The sequence below is a fragment of the Bacillus sp. 11C genome (assembly GCF_055486375.1).
Map to the genome: position 1 here is coordinate 83,131 of NZ_JBUPVZ010000006.1, position 16,145 is coordinate 99,275.

15 protein-coding genes and 1 pseudogene are annotated in these 16,145 nt (G+C 45.9%); all 16 read left to right on the forward strand.

Annotated elements, in window-relative coordinates; all coding sequences use genetic code 11:
• The first annotated feature begins 60 nt into the window (after positions 1 to 60).
• The 16 genes and pseudogenes from ACY3LV_RS10555 to ACY3LV_RS10630 all read left to right on the forward strand — a co-directional run bounded on the left by ACY3LV_RS10555 (position 61) and on the right by ACY3LV_RS10630 (position 16,137).
• The gene (locus ACY3LV_RS10555; RefSeq protein ID WP_464863799.1) at positions 61 to 1,029 is read left to right on the forward strand and encodes a glycoside hydrolase family 43 protein; all 969 of its coding nucleotides are present in this window, start codon (positions 61 to 63) and stop codon (positions 1,027 to 1,029) included.
• 316 nt (positions 1,030 to 1,345) lie between these two features.
• Complete coding sequence (gene araA / locus ACY3LV_RS10560) at positions 1,346 to 2,836, forward strand: L-arabinose isomerase (RefSeq protein WP_333517287.1); 1,491 nt, start codon at positions 1,346 to 1,348, stop codon at positions 2,834 to 2,836.
• Between the two features lie 15 nt (positions 2,837 to 2,851).
• Positions 2,852 to 4,537 (forward strand): ribulokinase, encoded by a 1,686-nt coding sequence (araB, locus tag ACY3LV_RS10565; protein WP_464863748.1) that lies wholly within the window; start codon positions 2,852 to 2,854, stop codon positions 4,535 to 4,537.
• Between the two features lie 13 nt (positions 4,538 to 4,550).
• Positions 4,551 to 5,240: an L-ribulose-5-phosphate 4-epimerase gene (araD, locus tag ACY3LV_RS10570; RefSeq protein WP_464863749.1), complete on the forward strand. Its 690-nt coding sequence runs from the start codon at positions 4,551 to 4,553 to the stop codon at positions 5,238 to 5,240.
• Entirely contained in the window at positions 5,227 to 6,036 is an 810-nt protein-coding gene (locus ACY3LV_RS10575; RefSeq protein WP_464863750.1) for an HAD-IIA family hydrolase, read from the forward strand. The genes araD and ACY3LV_RS10575 overlap by 14 nt, the downstream gene beginning before the upstream one ends.
• Positions 6,033 to 7,217 carry a sn-glycerol-1-phosphate dehydrogenase gene (egsA, locus tag ACY3LV_RS10580; RefSeq protein WP_464863751.1) on the forward strand — a complete coding sequence of 395 codons (1,185 nt, stop codon included), beginning with the start codon at positions 6,033 to 6,035 and terminating at the stop codon, positions 7,215 to 7,217. The genes ACY3LV_RS10575 and egsA overlap by 4 nt, the downstream gene beginning before the upstream one ends.
• Before the next feature lie 30 nt (positions 7,218 to 7,247).
• Entirely contained in the window at positions 7,248 to 8,549 is a 1,302-nt protein-coding gene (locus ACY3LV_RS10585) for an ABC transporter substrate-binding protein (protein WP_333561463.1), read from the forward strand.
• A gap of 35 nt (positions 8,550 to 8,584) precedes the next feature.
• Complete coding sequence (locus ACY3LV_RS10590; protein WP_464863752.1) at positions 8,585 to 9,526, forward strand: carbohydrate ABC transporter permease; 942 nt, start codon at positions 8,585 to 8,587, stop codon at positions 9,524 to 9,526.
• Positions 9,527 to 10,372: an arabinose ABC transporter permease AraQ gene (gene araQ / locus ACY3LV_RS10595; RefSeq protein WP_148962294.1), complete on the forward strand. Its 846-nt coding sequence runs from the start codon at positions 9,527 to 9,529 to the stop codon at positions 10,370 to 10,372.
• Positions 10,373 to 10,390: 18 nt separating this feature from the next.
• Positions 10,391 to 11,893: an alpha-L-arabinofuranosidase AbfA gene (gene abfA, locus ACY3LV_RS10600; protein ID WP_148962293.1), complete on the forward strand. Its 1,503-nt coding sequence runs from the start codon at positions 10,391 to 10,393 to the stop codon at positions 11,891 to 11,893.
• A 155-nt stretch (positions 11,894 to 12,048) separates the two neighbouring features.
• Positions 12,049 to 12,375: a PadR family transcriptional regulator gene (locus ACY3LV_RS10605; protein WP_333517281.1), complete on the forward strand. Its 327-nt coding sequence runs from the start codon at positions 12,049 to 12,051 to the stop codon at positions 12,373 to 12,375.
• A complete protein-coding gene (locus ACY3LV_RS10610; protein ID WP_148962291.1) occupies positions 12,372 to 12,926 on the forward strand; it encodes an HAAS signaling domain-containing protein in 555 nt (184 codons plus the stop codon). The genes ACY3LV_RS10605 and ACY3LV_RS10610 overlap by 4 nt, the downstream gene beginning before the upstream one ends.
• A complete protein-coding gene (locus ACY3LV_RS10615) occupies positions 12,923 to 13,816 on the forward strand; it encodes a DUF4097 family beta strand repeat-containing protein (RefSeq protein WP_464863753.1) in 894 nt (297 codons plus the stop codon). Before ACY3LV_RS10610 ends, ACY3LV_RS10615 begins: the two co-directional genes overlap by 4 nt.
• Positions 13,817 to 13,927: 111 nt before the next feature.
• Positions 13,928 to 15,724, forward strand: a complete 1,797-nt coding sequence (gene cstA, locus ACY3LV_RS10620; protein ID WP_333561461.1) for a carbon starvation protein CstA — start codon at positions 13,928 to 13,930, stop codon at positions 15,722 to 15,724.
• Positions 15,667 to 15,854, forward strand: a pseudogene (locus ACY3LV_RS10625) (hypothetical protein). The gene cstA and the pseudogene ACY3LV_RS10625 overlap by 58 nt, the downstream one beginning before the upstream one ends.
• Complete coding sequence (locus ACY3LV_RS10630) at positions 15,769 to 16,137, forward strand: VOC family protein (protein WP_464863800.1); 369 nt, start codon at positions 15,769 to 15,771, stop codon at positions 16,135 to 16,137. Before ACY3LV_RS10625 ends, ACY3LV_RS10630 begins: the two are co-directional and overlap by 86 nt.
• Positions 16,138 to 16,145: the final 8 nt, after the last annotated feature.

Consider the following 16,145-nt stretch of genomic DNA (forward strand, 5'->3'; position numbering starts at 1 on the left):
TGTGCTAGTCTGGTTGATAAGCAAGTTTTCTATATCTCAAAAAAGGAGGATTTAATGAATATGAAAAAGAAAGCGTTTTCTGGATTATTGCGTTTTTCTTGCGCAGCTTTAACAGCTGGTGCTGTGATGTTGTCCGCTTTACCGGCATCAGCCGCTTTTTGGGGAGCATCGAACGAGCTTCTGCATGATCCGACGATGGCAAAGGAAGGAAATACTTGGTATGCTTTCGGGACAGGGCTTGCAGAGGAAAACGGACTTCGTGTACTGAAAGCGGACAGCAACGGGGTATGGAGAGTTCAAAAATCAATTTTTACCAGTCCTTTATCGTGGTGGCGTCAATATGTGCCTAGTTTCGAACGAAACCAATGGGCGCCGGATGTGACATACTACAACGGAAAATATTGGCTTTACTATTCGGTTTCTTCGTTTAGAAGCAATACCTCTTTAATTGGTCTTGCTTCAGCAACTAATCTCAGTTCGGGCAGCTGGAAAGATGAAGGGCTAGTTACTCGGACAACAAGCGCAAATAATTATAATGCCATTGATCCTGAATTAACCATTGACAAAGATGGAAACCCTTGGCTTGCATTCGGTTCATTTTGGGGCGGAATTAAATTAACGAAATTAAACAAAGATACGATGAAACCAACCGGTTCATTATATTCGATAGCGGCCAGACCAAATAACGGCGGCGCTCTGGAAGCCCCTACATTAACATACAATAATGGCTACTATTATTTAATGGTGTCATTCGATAAATGCTGTCAAGGGGTAAATAGTACGTACAAAATTGCTTACGGCAGATCGAAAAATATTATAGGTCCTTATGTAGACAGAAACGGTAAAAGCATGATGGACGGAGGAGGTACGATTCTTGATTCCGGCAATGAACAGTGGAAAGGGCCGGGCGGACAGGATATCGTAAACGGAAACATACTCGTGCGTCATGCTTATGATGCAAAAGACAACGGCATACCAAAGATGTTAATCAATGATTTGAATTGGAGCTCAGGCTGGCCGTCTTATTAAGATAAAGCCAATCGTTCACATCTTATTCTCTTTGTTTAGCCCTGATACATCAGGGCTTTTTTTAATGGAAAGCGGAATCGGAAGATGAATTGACAGAAAAATCATAGTTTTAAGAACACGTTTTTTCACCTAAAAACCTAGTAACCAATCATTTCTTTTTGTAAAAGAATACAAAAATGATTGACAGTCAATAAACCTACTAATATAATAAAGTTGTTCGTACAAATTAATTGTTAATAGTTTATTTTTTGTTATTAGTCCGTATCTGTTTGGGTAATTGAAAGCGTTTTACTATAGGAAGAAAGGGGCAGATTACATGCTTCAGACAAAGGATTATGAATTCTGGTTTGTAACAGGAAGCCAGCACCTATACGGGGAAGAGACACTGGAACTGGTGGATCAGCATGCGAAAAGCATTTGCGAGGGGCTCAGCGGGGTTTCTACCAGATATAAAATCACTCACAAGCCTGTCGTCACTTCATCGGAAACCATCAGACAGCTGTTAAGAGAAGCGGAGTACAGTGAGACATGCGCTGGCATCATTACATGGATGCATACATTTTCTCCCGCAAAAATGTGGATAGAAGGTCTTTCTTCTTATCAAAAACCGCTTATGCATCTGCATACTCAATATAATCGCGATATCCCTTGGGGTACGATTGACATGGATTTTATGAACAGCAACCAATCCGCACATGGCGATCGTGAGTACGGTTACATCAACTCGCGAATGGGTCTGAGCCGGAAAGTCGTTGCAGGCTACTGGGATGATGAAGAAGTGAAGAAAGAGATTTCCCAGTGGATGGATACGGCGGCTGCATTAAATGAAAGCAGATATATTAAGGTTGCCAGATTCGGAGATAACATGCGTCACGTCGCGGTAACGGACGGAGACAAGGTGGGGGCGCATATTCAATTTGGCTGGCAGGTTGACGGGTATGGCATCGGAGACCTTGTAGAGGTGATGAACCGCATCACCGACGACGAGGTTGACACGCTCTATGCGGAGTATGACCGGCTCTATGTGATCAGCGAGGAAACAAAACGTGACGAAGCAAAGGTAGCGTCCATTAAAGAACAGGCGAAAATTGAACTTGGATTAACCGCTTTTCTTGAACAAGGCGGATACACGGCATTTACGACATCGTTTGAAGTGCTGCACGGAATGAAACAGCTGCCAGGACTTGCCGTACAGCGCCTGATGGAGAAGGGCTACGGATTCGCCGGTGAGGGAGATTGGAAGACGGCGGCCCTTGTACGAATGATGAAAATCATGGCTGAAGGAAAAAGAACGTCCTTCATGGAAGATTATACGTACCATTTTGAACCGGGAAATGAAATGATTCTAGGTTCACATATGCTGGAAGTGTGTCCGACTGTCGCTTTGGATCAACCGAAAATTGAAGTTCATCCGCTTTCTATCGGGGGAAAAGAGGACCCTGCACGTTTTGTATTTAACGGCATCAGCGGTTCAGCTATTCAAGCAAGCCTTGTTGATATCGGCGGGCGTTTCCGCCTTGTTTTGAATGAAGTTAACGGACAAGAAATAGAAAAAGATATGCCGCATCTGCCAGTGGCCCGTGTTCTCTGGAAGCCGGAGCCATCATTGAAAACAGCGGCGGAGGCATGGATTTTAGCCGGCGGCGCACACCATACCTGCTTGTCTTATGAACTGACAGTGGAGCAAATGCTCGATTGGGCAGAAATGGCGGGAATCGAAAGTGTTCTCATTTCCCGTGATACGACAATTCACAAGCTGAAACACGAATTAAAATGGAACGAGGCGCTTTACCGGCTTCAAAAGTAGAAAGGGGGATGCCACTTGGCTTACACAGTAGGAGTTGATTTTGGAACTTTATCAGGAAGAGCGGTGCTCGTTCATGTCGAAACAGGGGAGGAACTGGCGGCTGCTGTAAAAGAATACAGGCATGCTGTCATCGATACCGTCCTTCCAAAAACGGGTCATAAGCTGCCGCGGGACTGGGCGCTGCAGGATCCGGCTGATTACCTCGAAGTCTTGGAAACAACCATTCCGTCTTTACTCGAACAGACGGGTGTTGAACCGAAAGACATTATCGGGATTGGTATTGATTTTACGGCATGTACAATCCTGCCTGTTGACAGTACAGGGCAGCCGTTATGCATGCTGCCGGAATATGAAGAGGAGCCGCACAGCTATGTGAAGCTCTGGAAGCATCATGCGGCTCAAAAACATGCTGATCGGCTCAATCAAATCGCGGAAGAAGAAGGAGAAGCTTTTTTACAGCGGTACGGAGGAAAAATTTCATCAGAATGGATGATTCCTAAGGTCATGCAGGTTGCTGAAGAAGCGCCTCACATTTATGAAGCGGCTGACCGGATCATCGAGGCTGCAGACTGGATCGTGTACCAGCTGTGCGGCTCGCTCAAGCGAAGTAATTGTACAGCAGGATATAAAGCGATTTGGAGTGAAAAAGCGGGCTATCCGTCAGATGATTTCTTTAACAAATTAAATCCTTTAATGAAAACGATTACAAAGGACAAATTAGCAGGTTCTATTCATTCAGTAGGGGAAAGAGCCGGAGGACTTACTGAAAAAATGGCACAGCTGACAGGCCTTCTTCCAGGGACAGCTGTCGCGGTTGCCAATGTGGACGCCCATGTTTCCGTACCAGCAGTCGGCATCACAGAGCCGGGGAAAATGCTGATGATTATGGGAACCTCGACGTGCCATGTACTTCTAGGCGAAGAGGTGCATATCGTGCCCGGTATGTGCGGTGTCGTGGACAATGGAATTCTTCCGGGTTATGCGGGCTATGAAGCCGGGCAGTCCTGTGTCGGTGATCATTTTGACTGGTTTGTGAAGACATGTGTCCCGCAAGCGTATCAAAAGGAAGCAGAGGAAAAAAACATTGGCATTCATGAGCTGCTGAGTGAGAAGGCAAACCTTCATGCGCCGGGTGAAAGCGGATTGCTTGCTTTGGATTGGTGGAATGGAAACCGTTCAACCCTTGTTGATGCTGATTTAACAGGAATGCTGCTCGGCATGACGCTGCTGACAAAGCCTGAAGAGATGTATAGAGCTTTAGTTGAAGCGACAGCTTACGGAACCCGGATGATTATCGAAACGTTCAAAGAAAGCGGGGTTCCGATTGAGGAGCTGTACGCAGCCGGCGGAATTGCTGAGAAAAACCCGTTTGTCATGCAGATTTATGCGGATGTGACAAATATGGACATTAAAATCTCCGGTTCCCCGCAAGCGCCTGCCCTAGGATCTGCCATTTTCGGCGCGCTTGCCGCAGGTAAAGAAAACGGCGGATACAATGACATCAAAGAGGCAGCGGCGCACATGGGAAAACTGAAAGATATATCTTATACGCCAAACGCCGAAAACGCCGCGGTGTATGAAAAATTGTACGCTGAATATAAAGAACTGGTTCACTACTTCGGAAAAGAAAACCATGTGATGAAGCGTCTGAAAACAATCAAAAATCTTCAATTTTCATCTGCCGCCAAAAAGAATTCATAAAGGGTGATGGAGCATGCTTGAAACATTAAAAAAAGAAGTGCTGGCTGCCAACCTGAAGCTTCAAGAGCATCAGCTGGTAACCTTTACGTGGGGAAACGTCAGCGGCATTGACCGTGAGAAAGAAAGAATTGTCATCAAACCTAGCGGAGTCGAATACAGCGACCTGACAACTGATGACTTGGTTGTTTTGAACCTTGAAGGAGAGGTCGTCGAAGGCTCGCTCAAGCCTTCTTCAGATACACCTACTCATGTTTATTTGTACAAAGCCTTTCCGAACATTGGAGGAATTGTCCATACCCATTCTCAATGGGCGACAAGCTGGGCGCAATCGGGAAGAGACATACCGCCTTTAGGCACGACACATGCTGATTATTTTGACAGTGCGATTCCGTGTACAAGAGAGATGTACGATGAAGAAATCATTCATGATTACGAACTGAATACAGGAAAAGTCATAGCGGAAACCTTTCAGCATCATAACTACGAACAGGTGCCGGGCGTACTCGTGAATAACCACGGCCCGTTCTGCTGGGGCACGGACGCTTTAAATGCCATCCATAACGCAGTTGTATTAGAAACAGTTGCGGAAATGGCCTATCACTCCGTGATGCTGAACAAGGATGTAAACCCAATCAATACAGTCCTTCACGAAAAGCATTTTTATCGAAAACACGGAGCAAACGCGTATTATGGCCAGTCATGATTCCGCTGTGTCACCGGCCGGCATTCTGATTGACTTGGACGGTACTGTATTCAGAGGAAATGAATTGATTGAAGGGGCAAGAGAAGCAATCAGTACGCTTCGGGGAATTGGGAAGAAAATCGTCTTTTTGAGCAATCGGGGGAATATCTCCCGTGCCATGTGCAGAAAAAAACTTCTCGGCGCGGGGATTGAAGCTGATGTAAACGACATTGTTCTGTCGTCAAGTGTCACAGCAGATTTTCTGAAGAAACATTATCGTTTTTCAAAAGTGTGGGTGCTTGGAGAACAAGGCTTGGCAGACGAGCTGAGACTGGCCGGTGTAGAGCACGCGAACGAACCGAAGGAAGCGGATTGGCTTGTGATCTCCCTTCATGAAACACTCACGTACGAAGATTTAAATCAAGCCTTTCAAGCTGCCGCCGGCGGCGCTCGTATCATGGCTACGAACAAAGACCGCTCCTTTCCGAATGAAGACGGCAATGCGATCGATGTGGCCGGTATGATCGGAGCGATAGAGGCTTCCGCTCAAGCAAAAACAGAGCTTGTTGTCGGAAAGCCGTCATGGCTGATGGCGGAGGCTGCCTGTACAGCAATGGGGCTGTCCGCACAGGAATGCCTGATTATCGGAGACAGTATTGAATCTGACATTGCGATGGGAAAGCTTTATGGCATGAAAAGCGCCTTAGTGCTTACTGGTTCTGCGAAACCGGGTGAGCAGCGTTTGTACACGCCGGATTATGTGCTGGAATCCATTAAGGATATAACCAAATTGGCTGAGGAGGGGATTCTGTTATGAATCGTATCGCAGCTGACGTTGAGCAAGCTTTTGAACTCGCCGGAGAAAAGACACTTCCTATAGAAGTTGAAGAAATTGTTATCGGCAAACAAGCAGCTGATTCGCTATTGGATTATGTAAAAAGAAAAAACAACAAACAGATTGTCCTTGTCTGCGACTCGAATACACATCGCATTGCGGGAAGCGATTTGGAAAACCGCCTGCATCAAGAAGGGTTTCAGGCTGAGTGCCTGATCATTCCGGAAAATGAAGCCGGAGATGTGACAGCTGATGAACGCTCGCTCATTCATACGCTGATCCATACGAAAAAAACAACGGATGCTATGATCGCTGTCGGTTCGGGCACGATTCATGATATCGTGCGCTTCGCAGCGTTTCAGAGGGATTTGCCGTTTATTTCCTATCCGACTGCTCCATCTGTAGACGGATTTACGTCAGCCGGGGCGCCGCTTATTTTATACGGTACGAAAACAACCATCCAAACGAAGGCACCGTCCGCGCTGTTCGCTGATCTGGATCTATTAAAAGCGGCACCCCAGTCAATGGTTGCGGCTGGATTTGGCGACATGCTCGGGAAAATCACGTCTTTAGCTGATTGGGAAATATCCCGCCACCTTGCCGGCGAGCCTTATTCTCCAGCGGGGGCTAAGATCGTTCAGGAGGCGCTGGAAGCCTGTATCGCACACACAGAAGACATTGCGATGAAAACGGAAACAGGCATACAGGTTTTAATGGAATCTTTAATTGTATCAGGTCTTGTCATGCTGGCTTTAGATCATTCCCGCCCGGCATCAGGCGGAGAGCATCATATTTCCCATTGGATTGAGATGGAATTAATGGAGAAAAACCGGCCTCAGATTCTCCATGGGGCAAAGGTGGGCTGTGCCGCTGTGTTATTAACTGACACATACAGAAAGCTCGCCCAGGATGACGGGCTGAACGAATTTTCTCCGCACCGGCGGCAAGCCATTCAATCGGCTTATGAAACGCTCCCGGAAGGAGAAGTGCTGGCCGGTTGGCTGAGATCAGCCGGAGGCCCTGCGTTTTTTGACGAAATCGGTGTCGGGCAGGGTTCCGTCAAGAATGCCTTCAGACACGCGCACACCTTAAGAGACCGCTGCACCGGATTAAGAATCATCAATGAAAACAAAACGCTGATCAATCATGGTCTATATGAATAGCCCGCACCTCGAATGGAAGGGGTAACGCAAATGAAAAAAATGACTGCCTGTTTTCTTGTTCTCATGATGCTGCTGACATTATTCATTGCTGGGTGTTCAGCAGAACGATCATCCGGGAAATCGGGTGAAACCGAGCTGACCTTTTGGACTTTTAATGGACTTCATGAGCAGTTTTATGTAGAAATGGTAAAGGAATGGAACAAAAAATATCCTGACCGCAAAATTAAACTGAATACGGTCGTTTATCCATATGGGCAAATGCACGATAATTTGTCTATCTCTTTAATTGCGGGAGAAGGCGTCCCTGATATTGCCGATGTCGAATTGGCCCGTTTTTCAAACTTTTTAAAGGGCTCTGACATACCGCTTGCCGATCTGACTCCGCTGATTGAAAAGGACCGCGATAAATTCGTTGAGGCGCGGCTTACCTTGTACAGCAAAAACGGCAAGCTTTACGGGCTGGATACGCATGTAGGAACGACAGTGATGTTTTATAACATGGATGTGATGAAAAAAGCCGATGTCAATCCTGATGATATCAAAACATGGGATGATTACCATAAAGCCGGGCAGAAAGTGCGCAAAGTGACCGGAAAGCCGATGGGAACGGTGGAAACGAATGATTCCGCAACGTTCTTATCCATGATTTCACAGCAAAAATCAGGTTATTTTGATAAAAACGGCAAGCTGATCCTTAATAATGACACCAATGTAAAAACAATTCAATTTTTAAAGGACATGATTAATGATAAAACGATGATTGCCGCACCGGGCGGCGGGCATCACAGTGAAGAATATTACGGCTTTATGAACCAAGACGGAGCAGCGTCGGTTCTGATGCCGATTTGGTATATGGGAAGATTCATAGATTATATGCCTGATCTGAAAGGGAAGATTGCCATCCGGCCGCTTCCGGCGTGGAAAGAGGGGGGCGACCGTTCGGCAGGTTTGGGCGGTACGGCAACTGTTGTGCCGAAGCAATCCAAGCATGTTGAGTTAGCAAAAGAGTTTTTGGCCTTTGCGAAGGGCTCTAAAGAAGGAAACAAAAAGCTTTGGAGCGTACTCGGGTTTGACCCGCTTCGCTGGGATGTCTGGAGCTCTCAGGAATTGAAGGAGAAAAACAAATACACGGATTACTTCCAAAACGGAACAGGCATTTTTTCTATGCTGCTCGATATCAAGGACGAAATCAATCCGATTTATTTACACGAGGATTTTGCCAAGGCTTCAGACCTTGTCAACAGAAGCGTATTGTTCGACGCACTTAAATCTCAGCAAAAAACGCCTAAGCAAGCCTTGGACAGAGCGGCAGGTGAACTGAAACAGAAATAGAATCCCATTCAAAAAGTGAAAGCGGGGAGGTTCTCATGAAACCTGTGAAAACGGGAACGGTTCATCCCGTTCCCTCAGCTGCGAAACAATCAGGCTGGCGAGATCTATTTTATTCGAAAAAAGCGGCGCCCTATCTGTTTACAGCGCCATTCGTTTTATCCTTTCTCGTATTTTTTTTATACCCCATCATTAGCGTCTTCATCATGAGCTTTCAAAGAATATTGCCGGGAGAGGTAACGTTTGTCGGATTGTCCAATTACACTGCGCTAAACAATCCGACGTTCTATACCGCCCTTTGGAATACGCTGGAATACACCTTTTGGACGCTGATTGTGCTGATTCCTGTCCCATTGTTTCTGGCCATATTCCTGAATTCAAAGCTGGTCAAATTCAGAAATATATTCAAATCAGCGCTATTCATTCCGGCATTGACTTCCACCATTGTGGCGGGGATCATTTTTCGGCTGATCTTCGGGGAAATGGAAACGTCGCTGGCCAATTCTATCTTACTCAAACTCGGCTTTTCACCTCAGAACTGGATGAACAATGAACATACCGGCATGTTTTTAATGGTGCTGCTTGCTTCGTGGAGATGGATGGGAATCAACATCCTTTACTTTTTGGCCGGTTTGCAAAATGTGCCGAAAGAGCTGTACGAAGCCGCCGATATTGACGGCGCGAATACGATGAAAAAATTCCGGCACATTACGCTGCCGTTTCTCAAGCCTGTATCTGTATATGTGCTAACCATCAGCATCATCGGCGGATTCAGGATGTTTGAGGAAAGCTACGTCCTTTGGCAAAATAATTCCCCGGGTAATATCGGCTTGACGCTTGTCGGGTATTTGTACCAGCAGGGGCTTGCCTACAATGAAATGGGATACGGAGCGGCCATCGGTATTGTGCTTTTGATTGTGATACTTGTTGTCAGCCTGATTTCGTTAAAGCTGTCAGGCTCGTTTAAGGGGGAGGGATAAATGTTGCGGCACAGTCCTCAGTACAGCGTTTACAAAATCGCGCTTACCCTGTTTTTTATTATGCTGAGCCTATTGTATATTTTTCCGATTTTCTGTTTGCTTTTAGGATCATTAAAGCCGTCATCTGAGCTTTTGCGTGTGGGGCTGAATGTTGATATTGATCCAAAAGTGATGAGTTTTGATAACTACACATTTCTGTTTAATGGGGGCAGTATTTATTTCAAATGGTTTTTTAACAGTCTTGTGCTTGGGATTTTCACGACCGTGCTCACTCTGTTTTTTTCTTCGATGATTGGGTACGGGCTTGGGGTTTACGAATTTAAGGGCAGGAATATCATCTTTGTTCTTGTGCTGATTATTATGATGGTTCCGCTTGAAGTAATGATGCTTCCGTTGTTTAAGCTGACCGTCGGATTGCACTTGATCGATTCGTATACGGGTGTCATCCTGCCATTCATCGTTTCACCGGTAGCTGTTTTCTTTTTCAGGCAGTATGCCCTCGGTCTTCCAAGAGATCTGCTGGACTCTGCAAGAATGGACGGCTGTACGGAATTCGGGATCTTTTTCCGGATTATGGCGCCGCTGATGAAACCGGCCTTCGGCGCGATGATTATCCTCCAGTCCTTAAACAGCTGGAACAACTTCTTATGGCCGTTGATTGTGCTTCGTTCGAAAGAAATGTTTACGCTTCCAATTGGGCTGTCCAGCTTGCTGAGCCCTTACGGAAACAACTATGACATGCTCATATCCGGCTCAGTATTTGCGATTTTGCCGGTCATTATCATTTTCTTGTTTTTCCAAAAATACTTTATCTCCGGCCTGACGGTAGGGGGAGTCAAAGGTTAATGAAGGAGGAAACGTGTGATGAAAAAAGCGCGAGTGATTGTAGACAAAGAATATAAAATCGGTGAAGTAGACAAGCGGATTTACGGCTCGTTTATTGAACATATGGGGCGGGCGGTATATGAAGGCATATATGAGCCTGGCCACCCTGAAGCGGATAAAGACGGATTTAGAAAGGATGTCCAGTCGCTGATCAAAGAATTGCAGGTTCCGCTCATCCGTTATCCGGGCGGAAACTTTTTATCCGGATACAACTGGGAGGACGGTGTCGGACCTGTTGAAAACCGCCCAAGACGGCTTGACTTGGCATGGCAAACGACAGAAACGAATGAAGTGGGGACAAATGAATTTTTATCTTGGGCAAAAAAGGTGAACACTGAGGTCAACATGGCCGTCAATCTTGGCACAAGAGGCATAGATGCCGCCCGCAATCTCGTTGAATACTGTAACCACCCGAAAGGCTCTTACTGGAGTGATTTAAGAAGATCGCATGGCTATGAACAGCCGTACGGCATCAAGACATGGTGCTTAGGAAACGAAATGGATGGCCCGTGGCAGATCGGCCATAAAACAGCTGACGAATACGGACGGCTTGCCGCAGAGACTGCAAAGGTCATGAAGTGGGTTGATCCAACAATTGAACTTGTTGCCTGCGGCAGTTCAAACAGCGGCATGCCGACTTTTATCGATTGGGAAGCGAAGGTGCTGGAGCATACGTACGAGCATGTCGACTATATCTCTCTCCATACGTATTACGGAAATCGGGATAACAATCTGCCAAACTACTTGGCCCGTTCCATGGATCTGGATCATTTTATTAAATCGGTCGCTGCAACCTGTGACTATGTAAAAGCAAAAACCCGCAGCAAGAAAACAATCAATCTCTCTCTGGATGAATGGAACGTCTGGTATCACTCAAATGAGGCGGATAAAAAAGTCGAGCCTTGGATTACTGCGCGTCCGATTTTAGAGGATATTTATAATTTTGAAGATGCCTTATTGGTCGGCTCTCTGCTTATTACGATGCTGCAGCACGCAGACCGTGTGAAAATCGCGTGCCTTGCACAGCTTGTAAATGTCATCGCGCCGATCATGACGGAAAAAGGCGGGGAAGCATGGAGACAGCCAATCTTCTATCCATACATGCATGCTTCTGTTTACGGAAGAGGCGAGTCACTGAAGCCGCTTATTTCTTCTCCGAAGTACGACTGCTCAGATTTTACTGATGTGCCATATGTTGATGCCGCTGTTGTGTATGCCGAAGAGGAAGAAACACTCACGATTTTTGCGGTAAACAAAGCTGAAGATCAGATGGAGACGGAGATTTCGCTCAGAGGCTTTGAATCCTTCCAAATCGCAGAGCACATTGTACTCGAGCATCAGGATATCAAAGCGACAAACCAGCAAAACAGAAAAAATGTCGTCCCGCATTCCAACGGAACATCATCTGTCAGCGAAAACGGCTTAACCGCGCATTTCACGCCGCTTTCCTGGAATGTGATCCGCTTGAAAAAACAGTCATAAAGTGAAACATTAGCCGGAGATCGCTCTCCGGTTTTTCTTTTTTTTTGGAGGTAGATATGATTCAGTACCTTGTAAAGTTCAGTAGTGAATGTTACTATATGCATAAATGGTGGAAAATATAAACAAAATTAACGAGCTTCGGGGAGGATTTTATGATGAATGCTCAATTCAAAAAGGGAGCATTAGAGCTATGTGTGCTTGTATTAATATCTGAAAAAGACCAATACGGATATGAGCTTTCTCAAAACATTTCCAGGCACATGGCGATTGCTGAAGGCACCTTATATCCTCTTCTAAGAAGACTGACGAAAGAAGAGTATTTAGAAACATATATGGCGCCGTCTTCCGAAGGTCCTGCCAGAAAATACTATACGATGTCAAAGCTTGGTTCCATGCGAATGAAACTGCTGCTGGCAGAATGGGATCAGTTCACAGCATCTGTCAATCAAATCATCGACGTGGCAAGGGGAGGAGAACAATGAATCAAGAACTGTTTTTGCAGGAGTTAAGTAAAGCGTTAATGCCGCTTTCAGAAGAAGAGCGGAATGAGATCTTATTTGATTTTGAAGAACATATGACCGAAGGGATGAAAGAAGGCCGGCTGGAAGCGGACATCATCAGGGAACTCGGCTCTCCAAAACAAATTGCAAAGGAATTGATGCAAGATGTCACGGAAACTGCTCCAGCAGAGCAACGCCCTAAAAAGAATCTTTTTCACATGGCATGTTCAGCAGCAGCGATAAGCTTCTTAAATATGATTTTCGTTCTGGGACCGGCTATTGGCATTTTAGGAGTGTACGTGGGGTTATGCGGGGCGGCGCTTGCACTTTCTGTGTCACCGATCATTTTTATCGGCATGTTGATGTTTCAAACGAATACGCACATGATGCTGGAGTTCTTTTTATCACTCGTGTTTGGCAGTCTGGGGCTGCTATCTTGTATAGGGCTGTCGCATTTAGGAAAGCTGCTGTATGGCATGGGTTTACGATATATCAAATATAATCTAAAGCTGGTGACGGGGGCGCGGACATGAAAAAGATCATAATAGGATTAATCGCAGTATTTGCAGTCGGGGTCATCGGAGCTGTCATCACTGCAGCTGCTTCTGATTTTACAAGAGACGAGGTGACAGCTGCTGAAACATATTCTGCCACAGATATTAAAAAAATTGAGGTAACAACGAGCTCGATGAATGCAGAGGTCAAAATTGGGCAAACGGATGATATTCAGGTAGCGGCTGAAGGGAAAGTCAGTGATAAAAGCAAAAAGCTGTTCGATGTGAGCCAAGATGGCAAGTCATTAAAAATCAATCAAATAGCACGCGAGAATATCATCTCTTTTATACCGTGGGACAGCGAAAAGGATATGAAAATCACAATCATTATTCCTGAAAAGAAGTATGGTGAGTTAACGGTAACGACAACCTCTGGGGATATTCTCATTGAAAATGTGCACGCGGATCAAACTGCTGTTGACTCTACATCAGGAAATATTGAGCTGAAGCATGCACGCATCGAAAACGAGTTGACGCTAAAAACAACGAGCGGAGATATTCAAGAAAACCAAAATTCATTCGGCCAAGGTGTGGTAAACACAACAAGTGGATTAATAGAAAGCAGCCGCACAACAGCTGGAAAGGTGAATTATAAGACAACCTCCGGAGATATTGACCTTCTACAGGAGAGTCAGAACAAAGAAATTGACATCGTCACAACGAGCGGAAGTGTGTCCGTAGAATATCAGAAAGAACCTGAAACCTTAGCAATGGATTGTCAGACTGACTCAGGTGAGACGTCAGTCAACCTAGATCAAATGATGTATCAAGAAAAATCAGAGAAGCGCATTACAGGATATATTGGTGATAGCGAAACCTCTAATCATTTAAACATTCGCACAACCTCTGGAGACATTGAACTAAACTAACTGCGACGAGCCGGCCCATTCCAGCCGGCTTTTTTCTATAGGAAAAAATGACCGCTTATCACCATGAAATTATGATATATTTATGAAAAACAGCAAAGGGGATGAGAGAAAATGAATGCGGTTACAATTGTGATAGCGTCAATGTGCATTTTGGCTATTGCCTATCGTTTATACGGAACATTTATGATGGTGAAGGTTCTCAAAGTGAATGATGACAAGCCGACGCCTGCCCACGCGTTTGAGGATGGAAAAGATTATGTGCCTACAAATAAATGGGTCTCTTTCGGCCACCATTTTGCAGCGATCGCAGCGGCCGGGCCGCTGGTCGGACCGATTTTGGCGGCGCAGTTCGGCTATTTGCCGGGGTTATTATGGCTGTTAATCGGGGCGGTAATAGGGGGAGCCGTCCATGATCTTGTTGTGCTATTTGCATCAATGCGCAAAAATGGAAAATCGTTGTCAGAAGTGGCGAAGGATGAGCTTGGCCCTGTTGCCGGATTTTGCACGGGACTGTCCATGCTGTTTATTATCACGATTACGATGGCGGGGCTGTCGATGGTTGTGCTGCACGCGCTTGAACGCAATCCGTGGGGCACATTTGCGGTAGGAATTACAATTCCGATTGCGATGGGCGTGGGCTTATTTTATAAGAAAACGGGAAATTTAAAGCTTGCGTCAACGATCGGCTTTCTTTTTTTAATGGCGGGAGTCTTTATCGGCCCATGGGTGCAGACTACCGCGCTCGGTGACTTTTTATCGCTAGATACGAAAACGCTTGCAATCGCACTTCCTATTTATGCGTTTTTTGCAGCGGCGCTTCCCGTTTGGCTGCTTCTCGCACCGCGTGATTATTTAAGCAGCTTTATGAAAATCGGTGTTTTTATCGCTTTGATTGCCGGGGTATTTGTCGTCAATCCGTCCATCCCATTTCCTGCGTTTACAGAATTCGTAAAAGGGGGCGGGCCGGTGTTGGCAGGACCCGTCTGGCCGTTCATTTCAATTACTATCGCCTGCGGTGCGATCTCGGGATTTCACGCCTTTGTCGGTTCAGGTACGACCCCGAAAATGCTGAATAAATGGAGTGATATGAAGCCGGTTGCGTTTGGCGCAATGCTTGTCGAGTGTCTTGTCGGCATTATGGCGCTGATTGCAGCGACCGCCTTGCAGCCTGCTGATTACTTTGCGATTAACAGCACGCCTGAGGTTTTCCGTACGCTCGGCATGAATGTCGTCCATTTGCCTGAATTGAGCAGGGAAATCGGTTTGGACTTAGAAGGAAGAACAGGGGGAGCTGTTACGCTTGCGGTGGGAATGACTTATATTTTTACCGGAATGCCGTTTTTCAGCCATTTGGCCTCATACTTTTTCCAATTTGTCATTATGTTTGAAGCCGTATTTATTTTAACAGCGATTGACGCCGGCACACGTGTTGCCCGTTATCTGATTCAGGATTTCTTCGGAGAGGTGTATAAACCGCTGAAAAAAACAGACTGGATTCCGGGATCTGTATTTGCCAGCGCGCTCGCCTGCCTGATGTGGGGCTATCTGCTGTATTCAGGGGATATCGGTTCCATTTGGGCGCTGTTTGGCGTGTCCAATCAGCTGATGGCTTCAGTGGGGCTGATTATCGGAGCGACCATCGTGCTGAAAATCGCCGATAAACGCCGTTACATTCTGACCTGCCTTATCCCGCTTGCCTATTTATATGTCACTGTCAATTATGCGGGCTATTGGATGGTGCGCAATGTGTATCTCAATCCTGAAGCAGCAGGCTACAGTGTATTGAATGGCGTACTATCGATCATCATGCTGCTGTTAGGCTTCATCATTATCGTGGCGGCTGTGAAAAAATGGGCGCAGATGTGGAGAGATCCGGGCTTAAGGATGGAAGCATCTATACCGGGATAGAAGGACTAATGAAATGTTGAGGAGGATTGGCGATGAAATTATCAATGAAATATCTTATTCTATACGTAGCGGACAGCAAGCGGGCTATTCATTTTTATCAGGATATTTTAGGACTGCCGATTCGTGCTGAGCACGGCACGTATATCGAATTTGAAACAGGCTCTGCGATATTGGCGCTTAATACGCGAGAAAGCGCCAGAGAAATCACGCCGCTAGACATTCCAGATACATCTGCTTCGAACACATTTGAAATTGGTTTTGTCACTGAAAACGTAGAAGCGGTTATCAAAAGGGTAAGAGAACAGGGTGTCACAATTATTGGGGAGCCGAAAGTGAAGCCATGGGGGCAGATGGTTGCCTATATCTCCGACCCGGATGGACATTATATTGAAATTTGCAGTCCGGTGGAATAATGCTCAAA

What these genes read in the sequence shown, in the direction of transcription:
- ACY3LV_RS10605 (WP_333517281.1), top strand. Translation starts at nt 12,049, where the DNA reads ATGAATGCTCAATTCAAAAAGGGAGCATTAGAGCTATGTGTGCTTGTA.
- ACY3LV_RS10555 (WP_464863799.1), top strand. Translation starts at nt 61, where the DNA reads ATGAAAAAGAAAGCGTTTTCTGGATTATTGCGTTTTTCTTGCGCAGCT.
- araA (WP_333517287.1), top strand. Translation starts at nt 1,346, where the DNA reads ATGCTTCAGACAAAGGATTATGAATTCTGGTTTGTAACAGGAAGCCAG.
- cstA (WP_333561461.1), top strand. Translation starts at nt 13,928, where the DNA reads ATGAATGCGGTTACAATTGTGATAGCGTCAATGTGCATTTTGGCTATT.
- ACY3LV_RS10575 (WP_464863750.1), top strand. Translation starts at nt 5,227, where the DNA reads ATGGCCAGTCATGATTCCGCTGTGTCACCGGCCGGCATTCTGATTGAC.
- ACY3LV_RS10610 (WP_148962291.1), top strand. Translation starts at nt 12,372, where the DNA reads ATGAATCAAGAACTGTTTTTGCAGGAGTTAAGTAAAGCGTTAATGCCG.
- araQ (WP_148962294.1), top strand. Translation starts at nt 9,527, where the DNA reads ATGTTGCGGCACAGTCCTCAGTACAGCGTTTACAAAATCGCGCTTACC.
- egsA (WP_464863751.1), top strand. Translation starts at nt 6,033, where the DNA reads ATGAATCGTATCGCAGCTGACGTTGAGCAAGCTTTTGAACTCGCCGGA.
- abfA (WP_148962293.1), top strand. Translation starts at nt 10,391, where the DNA reads ATGAAAAAAGCGCGAGTGATTGTAGACAAAGAATATAAAATCGGTGAA.
- araD (WP_464863749.1), top strand. Translation starts at nt 4,551, where the DNA reads ATGCTTGAAACATTAAAAAAAGAAGTGCTGGCTGCCAACCTGAAGCTT.
- ACY3LV_RS10630 (WP_464863800.1), top strand. Translation starts at nt 15,769, where the DNA reads ATGAAATATCTTATTCTATACGTAGCGGACAGCAAGCGGGCTATTCAT.
- ACY3LV_RS10590 (WP_464863752.1), top strand. Translation starts at nt 8,585, where the DNA reads ATGAAACCTGTGAAAACGGGAACGGTTCATCCCGTTCCCTCAGCTGCG.
- ACY3LV_RS10615 (WP_464863753.1), top strand. Translation starts at nt 12,923, where the DNA reads ATGAAAAAGATCATAATAGGATTAATCGCAGTATTTGCAGTCGGGGTC.
- ACY3LV_RS10585 (WP_333561463.1), top strand. Translation starts at nt 7,248, where the DNA reads ATGAAAAAAATGACTGCCTGTTTTCTTGTTCTCATGATGCTGCTGACA.